The organism is Streptomyces hyaluromycini, assembly GCF_002217755.1.
Taxonomy (GTDB): domain Bacteria; phylum Actinomycetota; class Actinomycetes; order Streptomycetales; family Streptomycetaceae; genus Streptomyces; species Streptomyces hyaluromycini.
Map to the genome: position 1 here is coordinate 377,380 of NZ_BCFL01000022.1, position 18,038 is coordinate 395,417.

At 68.8% G+C, this 18,038-nt stretch carries 13 protein-coding genes and 2 pseudogenes; 10 read left to right on the forward strand and 5 right to left on the reverse strand.

From position 1 onward, the window contains the following. Positions 1-222: 222 nt before the first annotated feature. Both SSP29_RS28475 and SSP29_RS60975 read right to left on the reverse strand, forming a co-directional pair. On the reverse strand, positions 223-1,491 hold the full coding sequence (locus SSP29_RS28475; protein ID WP_150135079.1) for an MFS transporter: 1,269 nt from the start codon (positions 1,489-1,491) through the stop codon (positions 223-225). A 151-nt stretch (positions 1,492-1,642) separates the two neighbouring features. Next, positions 1,643-2,383: pseudogene (locus tag SSP29_RS60975) on the reverse strand (pentapeptide repeat-containing protein); the annotation flags it as partial. Positions 2,384-2,524: 141 nt separating this feature from the next. Between SSP29_RS60975 and SSP29_RS60040 the strand changes: the two are divergent. The 8 genes and pseudogenes from SSP29_RS60040 to SSP29_RS28530 form a co-directional block, all read left to right on the forward strand. Further along, positions 2,525-3,127: pseudogene (locus SSP29_RS60040) on the forward strand (DinB family protein); the annotation flags it as partial. A gap of 412 nt (positions 3,128-3,539) precedes the next feature. Further along, complete coding sequence (locus SSP29_RS60045) at positions 3,540-3,887, forward strand: hypothetical protein (protein WP_150135080.1); 348 nt, start codon at positions 3,540-3,542, stop codon at positions 3,885-3,887. Positions 3,888-5,021: 1,134 nt separating this feature from the next. Beyond that, entirely contained in the window at positions 5,022-6,179 is a 1,158-nt protein-coding gene (locus SSP29_RS28505) for an HAD family hydrolase (protein WP_089103660.1), read from the forward strand. Between the two features lie 2 nt (positions 6,180-6,181). Then, entirely contained in the window at positions 6,182-6,733 is a 552-nt protein-coding gene (locus SSP29_RS28510; protein ID WP_089103661.1) for a gluconate 2-dehydrogenase subunit 3 family protein, read from the forward strand. Then, on the forward strand, positions 6,730-8,400 hold the full coding sequence (locus SSP29_RS28515) for a GMC oxidoreductase (RefSeq protein WP_089103662.1): 1,671 nt from the start codon (positions 6,730-6,732) through the stop codon (positions 8,398-8,400). The genes SSP29_RS28510 and SSP29_RS28515 overlap by 4 nt, the downstream gene beginning before the upstream one ends. A gap of 71 nt (positions 8,401-8,471) precedes the next feature. Continuing rightward, positions 8,472-9,680, forward strand: a complete 1,209-nt coding sequence (locus SSP29_RS28520) for a hypothetical protein (RefSeq protein WP_089103663.1) — start codon at positions 8,472-8,474, stop codon at positions 9,678-9,680. Further along, positions 9,673-10,974 carry a hypothetical protein gene (locus tag SSP29_RS28525; protein ID WP_089103664.1) on the forward strand — a complete coding sequence of 434 codons (1,302 nt, stop codon included), beginning with the start codon at positions 9,673-9,675 and terminating at the stop codon, positions 10,972-10,974. Before SSP29_RS28520 ends, SSP29_RS28525 begins: the two co-directional genes overlap by 8 nt. Positions 10,975-11,458: 484 nt before the next feature. Further along, positions 11,459-13,078, forward strand: a complete 1,620-nt coding sequence (locus SSP29_RS28530; protein ID WP_089103665.1) for a glycerophosphodiester phosphodiesterase family protein — start codon at positions 11,459-11,461, stop codon at positions 13,076-13,078. A gap of 596 nt (positions 13,079-13,674) precedes the next feature. Here SSP29_RS28530 and SSP29_RS28535 read toward each other — a convergent pair. Continuing rightward, on the reverse strand, positions 13,675-14,601 hold the full coding sequence (locus tag SSP29_RS28535) for an AraC family transcriptional regulator (RefSeq protein WP_145968955.1): 927 nt from the start codon (positions 14,599-14,601) through the stop codon (positions 13,675-13,677). A gap of 380 nt (positions 14,602-14,981) precedes the next feature. On the opposite strand from SSP29_RS28535, the gene SSP29_RS28540 reads away from it, so the two are divergent. Next, positions 14,982-15,500, forward strand: a complete 519-nt coding sequence (locus SSP29_RS28540; protein ID WP_167450020.1) for an FAD/NAD(P)-binding protein — start codon at positions 14,982-14,984, stop codon at positions 15,498-15,500. Between the two features lie 13 nt (positions 15,501-15,513). Here SSP29_RS28540 and SSP29_RS28545 read toward each other — a convergent pair whose 3' ends face one another. Both SSP29_RS28545 and SSP29_RS28550 read right to left on the reverse strand, forming a co-directional pair. Continuing rightward, positions 15,514-15,936, reverse strand: a complete 423-nt coding sequence (locus SSP29_RS28545; protein WP_089103668.1) for a hypothetical protein — start codon at positions 15,934-15,936, stop codon at positions 15,514-15,516. Next, positions 15,933-16,763, reverse strand: a complete 831-nt coding sequence (locus SSP29_RS28550; protein ID WP_089103669.1) for an IS5 family transposase — start codon at positions 16,761-16,763, stop codon at positions 15,933-15,935. Before SSP29_RS28550 ends, SSP29_RS28545 begins: the two co-directional genes overlap by 4 nt. A 277-nt stretch (positions 16,764-17,040) precedes the next feature. On the opposite strand from SSP29_RS28550, the gene SSP29_RS28555 reads away from it, so the two are divergent. Continuing rightward, complete coding sequence (locus SSP29_RS28555) at positions 17,041-17,901, forward strand: FAD/NAD(P)-binding protein (protein ID WP_145968957.1); 861 nt, start codon at positions 17,041-17,043, stop codon at positions 17,899-17,901. The last annotated feature ends 137 nt before the right edge of the window (positions 17,902-18,038 follow it).

Genomic DNA, 18,038 nt, shown 5'->3' on the forward strand with positions numbered 1-18,038 from the left:
GCGCGGCGAGCAACCGGGGGAGGTGCACCACGATGTGGTGCGGGACATCGAGCGTGGCAGCATAGGTGACCAACGTGAAGTCTCTGGTTCAGCGGACGATCTTGCGGTGAGAACCGTCCTGCCAGGGGATCCACGTGCATCTGCTCCGTCGCCGACTGGGAGCGACATGTCAACGAGCAGCGCCCCTGCCACCGGGCAGGGGGCTGCGCGAGATGGTCTGTTTCAGGATGCCTTTTGGTCGGCGGGTCTCTCGATCTCGGTGGTCACCCGTGCCCCTCGGAAGAGCACCGGGAGCCACAGGAGACATGCCAGCAGGGGGACTGCGGCGTAGGTGGCCATGCCCACACTGGAGCCCAGCCCGTCCATGAGCGCGCCGAGGACGAGATAGCCGATGCCGATGAGCGCCGACTCCACGAATGCGATCATCGACAGCAGGCTCGCCCGGTGGCGCGACGGCACTGCCTCGTTGAACACGTTGTCCACGATCACGGCGGTGATCTCGGGAATCCCGACCAGGACCAGGAACGCGGCGATGGTGACCCAGACAAGGCCGAGGCCGCTCAGGCCGAGCGCCACGGCGAGCGTCAGGAGAGACACCGGGACGATGACCCGATACCCGATGCGCCGGTCCGCGCGGTCCGACAGCAGCGGAGTGAGCCCGCCGGTGAAGAATCCCGCCGCTATGACCATGCTGACCAATGCGGTGCCCGCTCCCTGATCGGAGAGGGTCTTCTGCGTAAAAATGATGTACGGCGTCAAAGTCGCATGCATCAATCCGGACACCACGACAAGCGTCACGAGTGCCGGCGTGGCGACCCGAAGCACCGCCCGCCATGCTGTGGCGTCGCCGTGCTCCTCGGCTCCGTCCTGCTCGTCCACCGCGTCCGCGCCGCGGATCTCGGGCACCCGTGACATCAGCACCACCACGGCCAGGACGAGGCACGACGCCGAACCGACGTAGACGATTCCCCAGGAAAGCTGCTGCAGTTGGCCGCCGAGGACGATGGCGGCTCCCGAGGTGACCGTCCCGAGCATGGTGAACCGGGACTTGATCTTGACGTAGCCGGCTGTTGCACCACGACGCACGAGCAGGTCGTACAGCAGGGCGGTGTCCGAACCGGATACACATGCCATCCCCACGCCCTGCCCGATGAACAGCGTCAGGAACACCCAGTAGTTGGAGGACGTCACCTGACCGAGCAGGCATCCAGCTATCAGCACCTGGCCGATCACGATGCTGGCACGCCTGCCGATTCGGTCGGCGATCACTCCCGTCGGCAACTCCGCAAGTCCGCTGACCAGGTAGAGCAGTGTCTGAAGGAGGGCCACTTGCCCGGCGGAGAAGCCTCGCTGCTGAAGGAAGAGGACGAATACGCCACGCTGGAACAGCGAGTTGGCGAGCACGGCGTATACGTAGAACGGGCGCGTGACACTTTGTGCCGCATCGTCGACTGCAGCCGACCCGCCAAGGGCCTGCGTGGTGCCGGTCATGCTGCGGGCTCCCCCTGGTGGCTCCGGTGATCATCAGGTCCTTCGCCAATGCGGCAGGCAGTTCGGTAGTGCTGTCGAGCCTGGCACTCAGCAACTGCTGAACGCTCACCACCGCGTCGTCCCCATCGTCGTCTGCCTTGAGATCCGCACCCCGTAGGTCTGCATGAGCCAGGTTCGCGCCGGTGAGATCACCGCCACCCAGCGTGGCGCCGCCGAAGCGGGCGCCTTCCAGGTTCGCCTCGCGTAGCGACGAGCACCCAAGGTCTGCGCCCTGCAGTATCGCGCCACTCAGGTCCGTGCGCAGGAGCCACGAGTGGCTAAGGACGGCCCCGCCCAACTTCGCACCGCGCATGTTCACCCCCACCAGGTCCGAGTAGTACAGGTCAGCGCGGTTGAGGATCGCGCCGTGGAAGTCCGCGCCGTGCAGGTCCGAGTCGGTGAGGGCACTACTGCTCAGATCCAGGTGTGCGCCGCCGTCATGGCGGCTGTCTCTGTCCCGCAGGGCCGACAGCGCCGCCTCGACATCGCTGGGCGGCCTATGCCGGCCTTGCTTCGGGTCACCGTCAGCTCCCTTCGACTGCGCGGCGTGGGCGCGGACGTACGCCGCCAACACATCAACGATGGTGGGCTGGTCGCGCGGGGAATCCTGCATGATGCGCTGAAGGGCGTAGACGCCGCCCAGACGGACGTCCTGGGAGTGTTGCCGAGGTTCTCCACCGCCGCGTTGTACCGGTCGGTGATCTGGCCCTCCCTGGTGGGACAACGACGATCCGAACTGGCTCGATGCCGACACGATTCCCTGGTCCCTGCGAACTTCTCCGGGGACGGTAGCGGTCTTCAACTCCAATTCCGCGACCGACCCGGACGTCGGCATCCCCCTTTCCACCCACATCTGGTGGGGAGCGCACTCGTAGCCAAGGGATGTCCCGTAAATGATCTACGGACGCTCGTCGGCTGCCGTTTGCTGGCTGCTGGATGAGATGTGATGACGTCGTTCGCCAACGCGCGATCCGGCCGGTGAGCCTGTTTTCCGATGACGACACCGTCCCGCCTGTCTCCGTTGCTGGAGCAGTCCGACTTCGCCACAAGCGCCTCGCCGACCGTATGACAGGGCCCGCCATGGAAAGCGGCGACGGGACGGATACCAAGGTCGGCCCTATGACTGACGAGGAGTATCTCTGGGAGCCGGTGTCTGACGGTGCCTGACTGCTGGTCGGTACGGCGGCGCGTGAACAGGCCAGGGTCTCGCGCGACGCTCCTGGTCGGCACCGGCGACTGGGGACGCGACGCCGCCTCCTGCCCGCACCCCTGGCCCCCGCCTTTCGCCACCATCGCATGGCGCTTGAGCCACCACGGCGAGACGCTGACCTTGCGCGCCGACCACACGGCCGGCGGGCACGCGCTGACCCGCGCCGACCACTCCGTCATCGGGGACGCCACAGGGGCGGTCGCCGCCTTCGCCGCCGGCGCCGCGGCCTGGCGGAAGGCGCTGATGTGCGTTGACGACGCCGCACTCGACACCGTGGGGTATTGCACCTACCCGCACGGCAGCGACCCAGACGAGGCGTTCATCGACATCGTGTGGTGGGTGAACCAGGAACAGAGGTCGTTCGCTCTACAGGGCGCGGTGGTCCGGGTGTGTGCGTCGTTGTGGCCGCTGCCGGGTCCACTCCGCGTCCGTCATGTCCGACGGATACCGCCGAACGCGTTCCGGGTGATCGGCCGCATTCCCGAACCGGTGAGCGACACGATCACGCGTTGGTGCAGCCGAGTTGAACTCCACAGCTACATACACCCAGACGCCAACGTCAACAAGCCACCAGCCCCTCAACACACCACAGGCAACCCCAGCTCACACCCCCGCCGGCCTTCTCGACCAACCAACAACACCCCAGGTCAGACGCCACCCCCACGCCCAAAAGCACCCCCCTCATCGACGCCTCGACATCACCCGAATGGGTGTATCCGAATGGCGGTATAGACCTGGCGACTCTACGGTCGGTTCAGATCTCGGTTCCGAGACAGGTGGCTAGCCAGGGAGGTCAACCATGAACCGACTTCGCACCCTCGCCATCGCGGCCGCGCCCGGGGCGTTGCTGATAGGCCTGGCGATTCCGGCTCCCGCCGCACCCGCGCCGAAGGCGCCGACCACGCCGAACGCCAGCTGCTACACGCCGCGGGCTGACCAAGTTCTCACTGCCCAGGAAGGCATCAAGCTCGCCAACGCCTGCAAGGCCCAGAAGTCGGGTGACCCCTCGTGGCACTGGATGGGCAACTACGGCTCGGTCTACGACGTGGTCAACGTCGCGAACAGCAGGGGCGTCGGCGCCGGCGGGCTGGTAACGATACCGAATGCCAGCGGCGGCGGCCTGATCCCGACGTTCATGTACTACTGAGGAGTGGATCGAGGCCGGTGTAGCTGACGGGCTTGCCGGCAAGGGCAGGATGCCCGTCGACCATGAACAAGGCCATCCGGACTCGTTGCCCGACCGTCGCTGCTGAGGTCGTGGATGCCGTCGGTCGTGAGGCTGCGTCCGGCAGCCGGATATCGCCGACACGCTGGTGGACTGTTCCGCCCTCGTGCTGAAGATCAACGCGAGGGCGGAACAGAAGGCCGAAAGGGAGCCGGGGCCGAGTTGAGTCGTCGCCGCCGAAGGTGCCGACCTGCTCATCCTGGCCCGCGGCGGCCGGCGCATCCACCTCGGACCACGGGGCCTCGGTCCCGGCGGCCGGTTCGCCGTGGACCACGCCCCTTGCCCCGTTCTGCTGGCCTGGCCCCGTACGGCACTCGGCATCGTGAGCTTCCCGCCGTCTCCCCACCCGCCGCACCACCGATGGGCCACTGGCTCGCGTCGTCGGCGTTTGACTGCCGGCTGTCACGAACTCGACGGGATTATCTGCGTCCTTGAGCACTTTGACTGCGAGCCGGCGGGCCATGGTGGCTCAACACCGAGTCGTGTACGTCGGGTTCGCATCGACCAGGGACAGGCCGCGAAGCGGTCACCGTGCACGGGCTCACCGAGGGCCCGCTGGTGCCTCCACGGCGGCCAGGCGTGCAGCGATAGCCGCTTTCGACCTATTTCGTTATGATTTGAGATGATTGTCCGTCGATGGGTGTGCGGGCAGGAGGCCCGGATGGGAACCCGAGAACCGATCCCGCTTACACCGGTGCGTGACCCCGCCACCGGCCGGCTGGTGTCGCTTCCCGGAGACCGCCACCCCCGGTTGCGGCGTGCCGGTGACGTGTGCGGTCCGGAGTCCGGGAGGACGACAGCGCTCCGGCAGGGCAACCGTCGGCGAGTGACTCTCGAAGCACAGCCACCCGAATCTGCGGCTGAGCCTTGTGCAGTGGTGCGTGTCGGGTGCTCTCGGCGAGGCGGCATGCGGGTCGCCGGCCGTCCCGGACCGACGAGACATCGGGTCGCCGTGGCCTCAGGGCATCCGGACAGCCTTGTGCGCCTGGGAAGAACTGGCGCGCCCCACGACGTCGCGTCCGTCCCGCTCGTACACATCCATGGAAGGGGCGTCCCATGCCCGCCACCACCGTCGACTGCGACGTGGTCTTCTTCGACCTGCGCGACACCCTCGGCGACGTCGACCGGCCCGGTCATCTCGCGCTGTATCGACCCAGCACCGAGAAGCTGCTCGACGCCATGCGGGATCTGGTGGGGCTGCGTCTCGGCGTGATCACCAACCTGCCCGCGGAGGTCAGCGCCGAGCAGGGGCGTCGGATGATTGCCGAGGCCGTCGTCACCGAGCACGACGGCAGCGTCGTCCACCTCGCCGACATCCTGGACCCGCAGGGCATCGTGATCAACCACGAGGCCAAGGTGGACAAGCCCGAGCCCGCCATCTACCACTTCGCGGCCGATCAGATGCGCGTACCGATCGAGCGGTGCCTGTTCGTCGGGGAGAACCTCATCGAAGTCCTCGCTGCCGAGGCGGCCGGGATGCGAGGCGTGCTCAAGCCGTCGCCACCCGGCAAGGAGTTCCAGCCCGCGGTGATCACCCGGCAGGGGGAATCGGTCCGCGACAGCGGCCGTGCCTTCGAGGAGTTCCTCGAACAGGAGCACCTGCTCGGTGAACGCATATTCGCATGCGGCAGCCGCATCGTGCAGGCGCTCGACTCGGTGCACCAGGCACAGGACATCCCGCCGGGGGTGCGCACCGCGATGGGCATGTTCGTGTACACGCTCACCAACTTCGCGGACCAGGCGCACCTGAAGGCTGAGGAAGCGATCGTGCCGCTGGCCGTCGCACGCGGCATGCCGCCCGACCACGCCCGCTGGATGTTCGACCAGCACGACCAGGCCCGTGCTTATTGGGAGACGATCCGCGTCGCCTGGCGACGGATCCAGAACGGCGACCCCCGCGACGTGACCTCCGCGATCTCCGACTTCCGCCGCTGCACGGAGGGCTTCGTCCTGCTCTTCCGGGCGCACGCGGTGCGCGAGAACGACGAGTTGTATCCGGAACTGGGCCGCCACCTCACCGACGCGGACGACGCGACGGTGCTCTCCATCGTCCGCCACACCGGCCCGCCGGACATAGGGCCCTACGCGGCCATCGTCGGCGCGATGGAGGAGGCCCTCGACAACGCGCATGTCGCAGACGCCGCCGACCCCGCGCGCGGCACGGACGACCCGGACAGCGCGGACGGGGCCACCCGGACCACCGGAAAGGCCTGACCATGTGGCTCCTGCGACCGCCCGAAACCGGCTGTTTCGACAAGGACCAGCGGCGCGCCGTGGAGGTGCTCTTCGACGCGGTCCTGCCCGGCGGCCCCCGACGGCCCGGCGCGGCCGACGCCGACGCCGCCGAATACATCGACCGGCTCCTGGCCATGGGCCCCGAGACGCATCCCGAGATTCCGTCGTGGCGCCTGGCCTACCCGGTGCTGCTCGCAGCGCTCGACACCGCCGCGCAACAGGCGCACGGCGGACGCGGCGTCGCCGAACTCGACCGCGCCGAGGCAACCGCGCTGCTGCTCGACCTGGCCGCGGGGACCCTGCCCGACTGGCCCACGGCCGCCCTTGCGCAGCCGGCCGCGTTCGCCCTGCTGCGGGCCCACTGCATCGAGGGCTGCTTCGGCGACCCGCGCTGGGGCGGCAACCGCGAAGCGGTGATCTGGCGCTGGTACGGCTACCTCACACCGGCCGAACCCTTCACCCGTCCCACCACCGCGACACCCTTCACCCGCCCCACCACCGCGACCGCCGACCGGCCCGGGGAGGACTCATGACCGCCACGACCACCGCACCCGGCGGATACGACGCGATCGTCGTGGGCGCCGGCGCGGGCGGCGGCACCGCGGCCCGCGTGCTCACCGCGCGCGGACGCCGCGTCGCCGTGCTGGAGAAGGGCCCGCTCCCGGTCGCCGACGATTTCCTTCCCTACGACGAACTCCACTTCCACACGCACAAGGCGCTGATCCCGCACCGCGACACCGACCCCAACATCTACATGGCCGGCCCCGCTCAGGACCAGCCCACCCGGGTCGAGCGCTGGTGGAACGTCAACATGGCCGGCGGCGCGACGAACGTGTGGGACGCCAACGTGCCCCGCTACACCGAGGAGGACTTCCGCGTCCTCGACCACCTGCACGACGTGCCGCCCGAAGCGGACATGGTGAACTGGCCGTGGACCTACCGCGAGTTCGAGCCGTGGTTCGAGCGGGCCGAGTACGAATGGGGCGTCTCCGGGCGGGCCCGGCAGTCCCCGGCTCAGGAGCCGATACGGGCCGGCTACGACTACGCCATGCCGCCGCTGCGCCCGCACGCGGCCGTGCCGTTCCTGACCGAGGCGTTCGGCCGCGCCGGCATGCGGCCCTACCTCGGCCCCCGGGCCATCAACTCCCGGGTGCGCGACGGCCGTCCGGCCTGCTCGTTCTGCGGCTACAACCAGTTCTTCGGCTGCGGTCTCAACTCACGGGCCTCCGCGCTGAACACGGTGCTCCAGCGCGCCCTGGCCACCGGCCGGTGCGACCTGCTGACCGGACACTGCGTGACCCGGCTCGTGCACGAGGACGGGCGGGTGCGCGGCGTGATGTACCGCACCGAGCCCGGCGGACCCGAACGGTTCCTGGGTGCATCCCAGGTGCTGGTGTCCATCCAGACCATCGAGTCGGCGCGGTTGTTCCTCGTGTCGCAGGTGCCCGACCCCAACCGGATGATCGGCCGCTATCTGACCTATCACACCCACGGAAACGCCGAAGTCACCCTGCCGCTCCAGCCCGTGTGGACCGGCGACGGCGCCCAGCAGCCCGCCACCGCGATCGGCTCGCTGCAACTGCGGGACCTGTACGTGGTCGACGACCCCGCCACCCCGGTCACCAAGGCCGGCAAGTTCTCCGTGTACGACCCCTACACGTGCGTGCCGCCGGTCCGGCTCGTCAAGGGCGCCGCGCTCGGACCCGGCCGCGGCGGCCTGTGGGGCGAGGACCTGTACACCTACCTTGAGGAACTGCGTCACCAGGGCGGCGTCTACTTCTCCTTCACCGGCGAGGCGCTCTCCCTGTACGACAACCGGGTCGAACTCGACCCCGACGTCACCGACCCGTGGGGCATGCCTGCGGCCCGAATCTGGTACCGGCACCACGCCTACGACCTGGCCGCGGCTCGCTACGCCATCGATCGCGTCGTCCGGGTGATGGAGGACGCGGGCGGCGAGTTGCGCGGCTACGACGTTCCCGGCGCGGAGAATCCCGGCTACGGGCATGTGCAGGGCACGCTGCGCGCCGGCTCCGATCCCGACGCCTCGGTGCTCGACGAGAACTGCCAGTCGCACACCGTCTCCGGACTCTATGTCCTCGACTGCGCGTTCATGCCGACCGCCGGCGCCTCGAACCCCACCCTGACGCTTCTCGCCAACGCCTACCGGGTGTGCGAGCAACTCCCGGACCCCGACTGAGGCGCACGCCCTCGACGAGGTACCGGCACACGGACACCGGACCGAACGGGAACGATGCGAAAGGCAGCACCATGGACACCCTCGACGAGCGGGTCGACATCGCCCGCGCCCTGCTGTCCGCCGGAATCACCCCGGCCGACCTCGAGCTGTCGCCCGACCTGGCCGAGGCGCCGGGAGGCCCTGTCCTCGCCGCCCACCTCGGGATCGTCTTCCCCGACGGGCTCGCACCCGTCCCACAGCCCTTCGACGTCGTACCGTCCCCCGACGCCGCGTTGCCTCGCGCCGACGTCGTCGTGATCACCTGGACCGTCGACGAACAGGATGCCCTGGCCGACGTGTTCACCCACGGCTTCGATCGGCTGCACTGGTATCGGTACACCCGCCGCTTCGAGGAGCACTACCGGCCGCTGATCAGAGCCGGAGCGCCCTCGCTCGCCGCCCGCCCGCCACGCCTGGGCTCGTACTTCCCCGTCAAGCTCGGCGACCTGGATGTGCTGTGCGTGAAGTCCGAACTCCACCTCAACCAGGACGGCATCAAGACCGGCGAAGGCACCGCCACCCTGCCCGTCCGGGACTTCTTCGAGCAGATCATCGAGGAGGCCCGGCCGCGAGTGATCGCCACCATAGGCACCTCGGGCAGCGTCTTCGGCGACTTCCCCCTGGGCGACGTGGTGGTCACGCGCGCGGCGAAGTTCCGCTGCAAAAACGAGTTCCGTAACGAGGACTTCAACGGTCGGACGTTCAAGAGCGACTGGACCCTCCCGCTCGGCCGGATCGAGGACGCGCAGAAGCTGATGCGCGGTTTCGCCGACCGGCTCACCGAACCACCGCTCGGCCCGCCGTCCACCCGCTTCCCCTTCGTCGGGCCGCTGCTCAAGCCGCCCGACAACGACCCGACCGTCCGCATCGAGCAGGGCGCGCAGGACATGCCCGCCTTCCACCCGATCCTGACCACCGACTACTTCGAGTACGGCACGTCCACGAACGGCCTGGAACACGAGGGAGCGGCCGTCGAGATGGGCGACGCGGCGCTGGGTCTGACCATTGCCGACCTCACCGCCGCGGGCGCGGATCACGTGCCCGACTGGGTGGTGGTCCGCAACATGTCCGACCCCCAGATCAACGGCGAACTCCCCACTCACGACTTCCGCCTCAACCAGCAGACCATGTGGGCGGTGTCCTACTACCAGTCGTACGGCTACTGGACCAGCGTCTGCGGCGCGCTCACCACGTGGGGCCTGCTGGCGGGACTCTCCGAGGCGGGCTTCGACGATGCCTGACCCGCCGGCCGTCACCCGGCTCCCCATCGAGGTCGAGCTGCTGTTCGAGCTCATGCCGTGCAATGCGCTACGCACCTCGCAGTACGCCGGATCCGGGCCCCATCCGTGCGCCTACTTCCGCTCGTGGGGTACCTACCACGCCTACGACTATGACGCCGACGGGCCGCCGCCGGATGCCTCGATCGTGCGGCCCTCGCACTACACCGGCCGGATGACCCCGCTGCCGGAACCGCTGTCCGGTTGCCGCAAGGCTCCGATCCTCGCCGTCGGCATCAACCCCAACCTCCCGGGCTGGTGGCCCGACAGCCACGGCTCGCTCACCCCCGACTTCGACTCCGTGCGCCAGTACGCGCACTACTTCCGACACCGAGGGGTGTTCAAGCCCGAGCTGCCCGACGACGCGTATCGCGCCTTCGGCGGCGGACCCGACGACGATCCCCTGGCCGGGGTCCCGCTCACCGTTCCCGAGGACGCGCTGGGCCGCCGCGCGATCCCGGTCCGCGAGCAGCCGCAGCGTATGTACCTCGTCTACCAGCAGCTGCTGGACGCCCTCGGCGCGGAACTGGGCCTCGACCCTGGTGCGCTCGCCGTCGGCGAGGACCTGTCGTACGGCAACATGGTCGCCTGCGCCTCGGCCAAGTGGACCACCCAAGCCGATCCGCACGACCCCGCCCTTCCGCCGATGACCGACGACCAGCGCGCCGGGATCGTCGGCGAGTGCTTCCGGACCCGCCGCCACCTGCTGCGCCAGCTGTTCCAGTCGCTGCCTGCCGTGATCCTCGTGCTCGGCCAGAGCACCGCCAACGCGTTCGCCGGTGAACTCGGCGATCGCCTGGCACCCGTACCTGCCCCCGACACCCCCCTGGCGCAGCTGATGGCGACCGAGATCCGGCTCGCCTACGGCACCCTCGACGACGGCGGGGAACTCGACGCCCGGGTGCTGTTCGTCCCGCATCCCACCGGGCACCCCGACGACTACGCGCAGGCCCGGCCACTGCTCGTCGAACAACTCCTGCACGAGGCACGCTCCGGCCGGCTGGGTCACGACGAACGCATCGGGCATCTGACGCGCCCCCGCGGCTCGTGCTCCTTCTGCCCCCTCCTAGAGATCGGCCCGTGCCCGTACGCCGACGTGCTCACGCCGCTCCCGGGCGGTGGCCCCGCCCTGCTCGCCGACGGATCGACGCCCGTCGAGGCGGAGAAGCGCACCCAACTTCGGCTGCTCGACGGCATCACCGCACGGGCCGCACCCGTCGCCGAGGTCTGGGCACACACCGACGACCGGGAGGACTGACGCCGAAACGCCCACCGGCGCCACCACCCTCCGAAAGCGAGACCACGATGTCCGGCAGCATCGACCCCGAGGGAGCACTCGACCGGCAGTACCGCATCGCCGTCTACTTCGACACCGGTCCGGAGGCCGAACGCATCGCGGCGATCCTTGAGGACCGGACGCACCGCTACCGGGGGGTCGTTCCCGCCGAGACCTCGGGGGAGCGGATCACCCGGCGACCTCGCGGTGACCACACCCGACGGCACCATTCACGTCGGCAACGAAGAGCACGCCGACAAAAAGGTCCCCGGCTTCGACCGCAGCGCCGTGGCGCAACTCACCGGTCTCCCGCTGGACCGCGCCAACACGGTCGAGGCCGTCCGGATCGGCGGCCCGCGCCCGGTACCTACACGATCACGGTGTTCGCGCAGAACACGCCCTTCCCCGCGCAGGGTTACGCGGTGTGCGCCGCCGGCCCGATCAGCGAAGAGGAGTTGACGACGCCATGAGGATCGCGGCAATCGGCGGCAACGCCCTGCACGCCCCGCCCCACACCCGTACCGCGCTGACGTCCGCCTACGTCCAAGGTGCCGACGTTCTCGTCTTCGACGTCGCCGTGACCGCCGACGGACACGTCGTGCCCGGCTCCGATCGTGGGCTGCCCCGCCAGGCCGGCTCTACGGCCTCCGTCGGCGAACTCACCCTCACCCGGCTGCGCGAACTCGACCTGAGCACCACCTTCAAGCCGCGTGGCTCCCCGGAGTTTCGCTACCGACCCGCGGGCCACGCGCCCGTGCGCGTCGAAGCGCTCGACGACCTCCTCGACGCGCTGCCCGACGACGTCACCTATGTGGTGCGGGTGAGCACCGGCGGCACGGACACCGTCGCCGCCGTCATCGGAATCTTCGTCCGCCACGCCGCCACCGCACGCCTCGTCGTAGCCGCCTGCGACCCCGAACTGCTGCGCCACGCGCGCAGGCTCGACCTCGATGTGGGCACCGCGCTGACCGGACCCCAGCTGGTCGGCTCCGGTGCCGGCCCCGACCCGGCCCTGCTCGACGCGGCCCTCCAGGACGGGGCTCTCGACCTGGTCCTCGCCGGCATCGACGATCTGATCGGCCCCGACGGCCGGCCCACCGGCCTTGGCGTTCGCATCGGCGAGGCCAAACGCTCGGAAGGGGTGCGGCTCGGCGTGCTCGTCCTGCCCCGGGCCGACCGGGACCTCGACGACCCCGCACTCGCCGCCGCGCAACCGTACACGTGGGCCGTGGGTACCGAGTCCACCTTCGACATCGCCGAAGCCCTCCGCCCCGGCACCGGCCGGCTCGACGAGACGTTCGCCGGCACCCACGTCGACACCCGCCGCTTCGCGCTCGGCTACGCCAAGGCCACTCCCTATGGCCACGTCTTCCAGGACGACGGCATCCACATCCGCATCACCCCGTACCAGGGCGACCCCCAGCCGCCCCTGCCCGTCGACCCGGTCGAGCGCCGCCTCGCCGAGCTGGCGGAACGCAGCTGGGACGCCCTCGGCGACTGGCCGTTCTACAGCGGCGGCGGCTTCGGCGTGACGCATGGTCTGCGCGGCGACTTCGCCGCCGAGGTGCGGGTCGAGTCAGCGGTGGCGGCCCAGGCCACCATGTGCGAGATGGCCGCGGTCAACGCCGACCCCGGCACACACCACCCGCCGTACAACGACGATGGCACGCCGTGGTTCCCGCGCTCCTTCCGCGACAAGGACGCCTTCTACGACCCCCACGGCGCACCGCCGTTCGTCGGCGCCGAACACGACGAGGACGACGGTTACCGGATCAACTGGAACCTGGGCACGCTCTACGACACCAACCAGTACGGGCCGCCCGTCGGGGACGGCAGAGTGCTCGCGGCCCGGCTGCGGCTGGAGCGGCGCGGCGCCTACTTCGCCGCCTACACCCGCAACGACGTCGATGCCCACGACTGGGTGTGCGTCGGGACGGTGCGCAACGACTCGATGAACGAGACCGTGCACCTGCGGTGTTCCGGGAAGCGGTGGCGCCAGGAGGACCCGGCCGACCCGACGCGCTACATGCCGATCCAGGCCAACGAGTTCGTCTTCCGGGACCTGCACATCACGAGCTACTTCTGAGCACACCGGTTCGGCAGGCGGTGGTCCCGGTGCTTCCGGCGGTCCGCGACGTGGATTGTTGCTCCGGAGCGCTGCGGGTGTGCCTCGTAGTCGCGGGCGAGCGCTCGACCGCCCAGCGCCGGGGTAGCCGGTGTCGCTAAAAGATTGTCCCGCAACTGCAAGCTGGGTCTAGGCTGAACCAGCCATCCGGGTACCTCTCTTGTGGAGGCTGAGAAGCCGTATCTCAACCGAACGTGATCCCTTGATTTCTGCTGGCCAAAGCGTCCGTGTATCCCGGCAGTGCATCGGCTGCGTTCCGACAATGCACTGCCTCTCTCCGTCCAGGCCCAGCCGCGAGGACGAAACCCAAAGATTGATCACGACTCGATACGCGCTCTAGATGTATTGACCCGCAGCGTCGGCCAAGCGCGAGACAGGCCGGTACGACGAACCAGCCAACGCCACCGCGTCGGCCCGGAACTCCGCCGAGTACTTGTAGGTCCCCACCTGGGACTCTTTTCCCTGGACTCAAGATCCAGTATCGAGGTGTCCACGATCAAGGTGGCGGGCCCGTCGCGCCCATCCTCCGGCCACGGGTCATCAACCCTTCCCCGCGGCTACACCCCGTCCTCCTCTTCCACCGCCCCGTGGAACCGGGCCCGGTACGCCCGCGGCGACCTCCCGTACCGGCGTTTGAACACCCGGGAGAAGTACAGGCGGTCGCGGACGCCGACCTCGTGGGCGATCTGGCCCACGGCCAGGTCGGTGAAGCGCAGGAGGCGGGCGGCTTCCATCATCACGCGCTCGGTGATGAGGGTCCGGGTCGGGCTTCCGGTCACTCCGGACAGGGCACGCCACAGAGCGCTTTCCGAGACGCCCAGTTCGCGCGCGTAGTGGCGGACGTCGTGATGGCGGGCGAAGTCGCGTTCCAGGAGTGAGTTGAAGCGCCGGTACAGACGGACGTCGGGGTCGTCCTTGCCCCCGGCGTCCGGCGACTCGCCGTGGTCGTGCCAGCGGCCGATCCATGACAGCAGCGTCAGCAGCAGGTGCCGGTGGACGTCGTCGCTGCAGGCGGACAACGGGCGCCGGGTCTCCGTGGCGAGTGCCCCGATCACGGCGTCGAAGTGCGCGGTGTCCTCCGGCGGGACCTTGACCACGGGCCGGCCGCGGGCGGTGAGCAGGCGGCCGGGGTGCGGGCGAGTGGACAGACCGTCGTGCAGCAGTTCGTCCCCGAACCGCACGATCGCCCCGGACAGTTCCCTCGCCTGTTCCAGGAAGTGCACCGGGCCACGCCCGAGCACCAGCACCGTGCCGGGGCCGACGGTCGTGCGCTCGCCGTCCACCACATGGACAGCCGTATCGCTCCTGGTCCAGAACAGCTCGTGGTACGCGTGCCGGTGCGGGCCACGGACGGGGCAGGTCTGGATGCTCAGGGCCGCGTCGTCCAGGAGCATCACGTGGAGCGCGGGATCCGCCGCGGGCAGCCGGGCGGTCAGCAGCTCACGGCCGCCCGGCGGGGGGACGCCGGCAGGGTCGGTACGCAAGGTGGGGTGCTCCTGCGGACGGCGGTGGTCGGCGACGCGCACGGCACCTGGGGGTGCGTGGCGGTCCTGGGAGCCGCCTGTGTCCCGGCCATGATTTCCGCCGGGCACCGGTGATGTCTAGACAAATCCGAAGGCCGTCCGTCAGGTGCACGGAGAATCCATACTTCCGCGATCCAGGTCCATGGGCGAGGGCGGTGGACGTGACAAATCCTTGGCAGTGCCCGGCCGGGCCATACGTTCTGTCCCTCCCTCCAGGAGACCCACATGATTGGTCGTCGTTCCCTGATCCGCCGCGGGAGTGCCGCCGCGGGCGCACTCGCCCTGGGAACCGGAGCCGGAACCGGTCTGGTCGCCGCAGTCCCCGCCTCGGGGGAGGAATGATGGGCCTCACCATCGGCGTCGTCGGTAGTGGCACCGCAGGCGCCTGTTTGATCAACAATCTTGCTGCACAGTTGGAGCAGGACGACGCCAGTGCCCCTAGGCCTGGGCAAATCCTCGTGTTTGACGACACCAAGCTGTGGTGGCGCGGTAGGGCCTACCAGGACGATGGAGAGTACATCTGGTGCAACTCGCCGATGAAAGCTATGTCGGTAGTGCACCACGATCCCGACCACGGCCAGGCCTGGTTGCGTGCCCACAACCTACCGCTGACCGACCCGGACACCGGACAGCCAACTTTCCTGACTCGGCCCGCCTATGGGGACTACCTGCACTCCGCCACTCGGCAAACCATCGGCCGATTGGAGAACCAAGGCTGGACCGTGCGCCTGGTCAGCGAACACGCCACCCGCCTTGAGAACACCCCTCACGGTGTGCGCCTTTATACAAAGAGTGAGAGGGCGGTATGTGATCTGATGTCCGTTTCGAGCTTTCAGGAGGAGTGCGCGGACCGGCCGTGAAGTCGCCTGGTGGTTACGGCCGCGGCTGGGTGAACAAGCCCTGCTCGGTCTCGACCAGGACCCCGCGCTCGGCGAGCCGCTTGAGCTTCAGGCGGGTGTTGTTGATGTTGTTGGGCGCGATCTCCAGGTCCATCGCCTCACACACCTGCCGCGCCCGCAGCGGCATGTCGGCTGCGGCGAACACCGCCATGATTTGCTGGTAGGCAGGATGGTCCGGCAGCGTCGGTGCCGGCGGCGCGGGTGGCTGCGGATCGGGCAGCGCCAGCAGTGTCTTGCGGGTGATCCGGACCTCCTCGGCGGCCCGGCCCAGTTCGTCCAGCCGTGCGGTCAACTGCGCGATCTGCTCCCTCGTCGCCTCGGCCTGCACGGCGAGCTCCCGTTCCTGCTCCTCCAGCCGCGCCAGTACCGCCCCGAGAGTCAGCTCCCCGCCGGTCATGTGCTGCACCAGGCCGCAGCGGTGGCCCCGGTCAGCCGGCGCAGTATCACCGCGGTCATCGCCCAGTACACCCGCGACTCCGAACTGCGCGGCAGGTGCTCGTAGTCGCGCACCAGCCTGCGGTGCAGCATCAAGATCCCGTAGGCGCGCTCCACGATCCACCGTTTGGGGATCGGTACGAACCCGGTCTGCGCCGGGTTGCGCTCGACGATCTCCACCTCGATGCCCACCTGCACCCCGTGCGCGACGACGGCGCTCTTGAAGCCCTGGTCGACCAGGGCCTTCTGAACGGTGTCGGTGTCGCCGGCGACCCTGTCCAGCAGCGCGATACCGGCGGCGTTGTCGTGCACCGACGCGGCGAGCACCACCACCGCGATCACCAGGCCCAACACGTCAACGGCCAGGCCGCGCTTGCGGCCCGGTACTTTTTTTGCCGCATCACACCCCGTCGACTGCGCAGGCACCCCAGCCGCCGCGTGCACGCTCTGGGTGTCGAGCACCACCAGACTCGGGTCCGCCTTCCGCCGCGCCTTCTCCCGCACCTGCCAGCGCAGCAGGTCGTGGATGGTCTGGTCGGTGCCGTCATCGCGCCACTTGGTGAAGTAGTACATCACCGCACCGCGCGGCGGCAGGTCGTGCGGAAGCAGGTCCCACTGGCAGCCGGTGCGGCCCTGGTAGAGGAGCGCGTTGACGATCTCCCGCATCTCGTACCGGCCCTGGTGACCGCTGACCGAGCGGTGCGCGGCCTTCCATGCGGCGATCACCGGCTCGACAAGCGCCCACTGCTCGTCGGACAGGTCAGTCTTGTAGGGCTTACGCTCGCTCACGGTGCTCAGCCCAGCACGCCCGAGGCCGCCGACCGGCCGGGATACTGCGCTGCCACACCTTCAGGTGACGGCAAATCACCTATGCACTTACATACCGCCCTCTGAGACCTACCGCTTGGATGCAGTGGTCTTGGCCGTGGGCGGGAGCGCTTACGCTGACCCCTACCGTCTGTCCACGGCCCCGAACTACTTACCTAGCCCTTACCCACTGGCCAAACACGCGACGAACATCCCCCGCGGCTGCAGGGTAGGCATCCTCGGCACCGGTCTGGCCGCCGTGGACGTCGCCGTCACCCTGGACGCACTCGGCCATGACGGACCCATCACCATGTTCGGCCGAAGCGGTCAGCTTCCTACCGTCCGTGGGCCGCAGACCTCGTACAAGCTCACTCACCTCACACCGACGGCCATCGAAAACGCCGCCAAGAACGCGCCCCTGTCAATCGACGCCGTATCCCGCATGATCCAGGACGAACTTCGCGCTGCTGGCAGTAGTCCTCAGCTACTCCTTCGCGCCATGCGTCCCCAACCGCCGCTGGCCCGCCTGTCCGCTCAGCTCGATGCCTTCCTCACCAGCAGCGATATCGGGCCCCAGATCCTGCAAATCGCGGTTGCCACCGTCGGACAGGACTTGTGGTACCTGCTGGACACAACTGCAAAGCACTGGGTGCTCGACCACCTCCACCGGACCGTGATGGCACTGTGCTGCCCCATGCCAGCCTTCAATGCCACCCGCATCGCCAAACTCCTCGCCACCGGCCAGCTCACTGTCCATGCCGGCATCACGGCCGTGCATCCCGCACGTAGCGGCGGATTCACTGTCGCCACCGGTACTGGCCCTACCGCAGTCGATCTCCTCGTCAACACCATCACCCCAGCCCGTCGCCACACCCCTCATGCGGCCCGGGGCCTTATAGATCACGCCATAGCGACCGGCCTGCTCCACCCGAACCCGGCAGGCGGAGTCCACGTATTCCGGCACACCAGCCAAGCACTCGACGTACAAGGCCGCGCCAACCCCCACCTGTACATACTGGGAGAACTCACCAGTGGCGCCTTCTACTTCATCTCCGGCATGCCCGTCCTAGCCAAACGCAGTGCAGACATTGCACATCACATCACCCGGCATACCTACTGAACTCTTCGGTGGTGCCCCTATGGGTTTCGTCAACACGAGGGGCGGGTTGGGGGTCAGAAGCCGTAGCCCAACCGATCTTGGAACCTGCGAGTCGAACAGAGTCCCTGCTCGGGTGATCTTCCGGCCGAACCGGCATG

Excerpts from the sequence above, each read along its gene's own strand:
- SSP29_RS28510 (WP_089103661.1), top strand. The coding sequence starts at position 6,182 with ATGTGGCTCCTGCGACCGCCCGAAACCGGCTGTTTCGACAAGGACCAG.
- SSP29_RS28475 (WP_150135079.1), bottom strand. The coding sequence starts at position 1,491 with ATGACCGGCACCACGCAGGCCCTTGGCGGGTCGGCTGCAGTCGACGAT.
- SSP29_RS28545 (WP_089103668.1), bottom strand. The coding sequence starts at position 15,936 with ATGACCGGCGGGGAGCTGACTCTCGGGGCGGTACTGGCGCGGCTGGAG.
- SSP29_RS28525 (WP_089103664.1), top strand. The coding sequence starts at position 9,673 with ATGCCTGACCCGCCGGCCGTCACCCGGCTCCCCATCGAGGTCGAGCTG.
- SSP29_RS28540 (WP_167450020.1), top strand. The coding sequence starts at position 14,982 with ATGGGCCTCACCATCGGCGTCGTCGGTAGTGGCACCGCAGGCGCCTGT.
- SSP29_RS28520 (WP_089103663.1), top strand. The coding sequence starts at position 8,472 with ATGGACACCCTCGACGAGCGGGTCGACATCGCCCGCGCCCTGCTGTCC.
- SSP29_RS28515 (WP_089103662.1), top strand. The coding sequence starts at position 6,730 with ATGACCGCCACGACCACCGCACCCGGCGGATACGACGCGATCGTCGTG.
- SSP29_RS28530 (WP_089103665.1), top strand. The coding sequence starts at position 11,459 with ATGAGGATCGCGGCAATCGGCGGCAACGCCCTGCACGCCCCGCCCCAC.
- SSP29_RS28505 (WP_089103660.1), top strand. The coding sequence starts at position 5,022 with ATGCCCGCCACCACCGTCGACTGCGACGTGGTCTTCTTCGACCTGCGC.
- SSP29_RS60045 (WP_150135080.1), top strand. The coding sequence starts at position 3,540 with ATGAACCGACTTCGCACCCTCGCCATCGCGGCCGCGCCCGGGGCGTTG.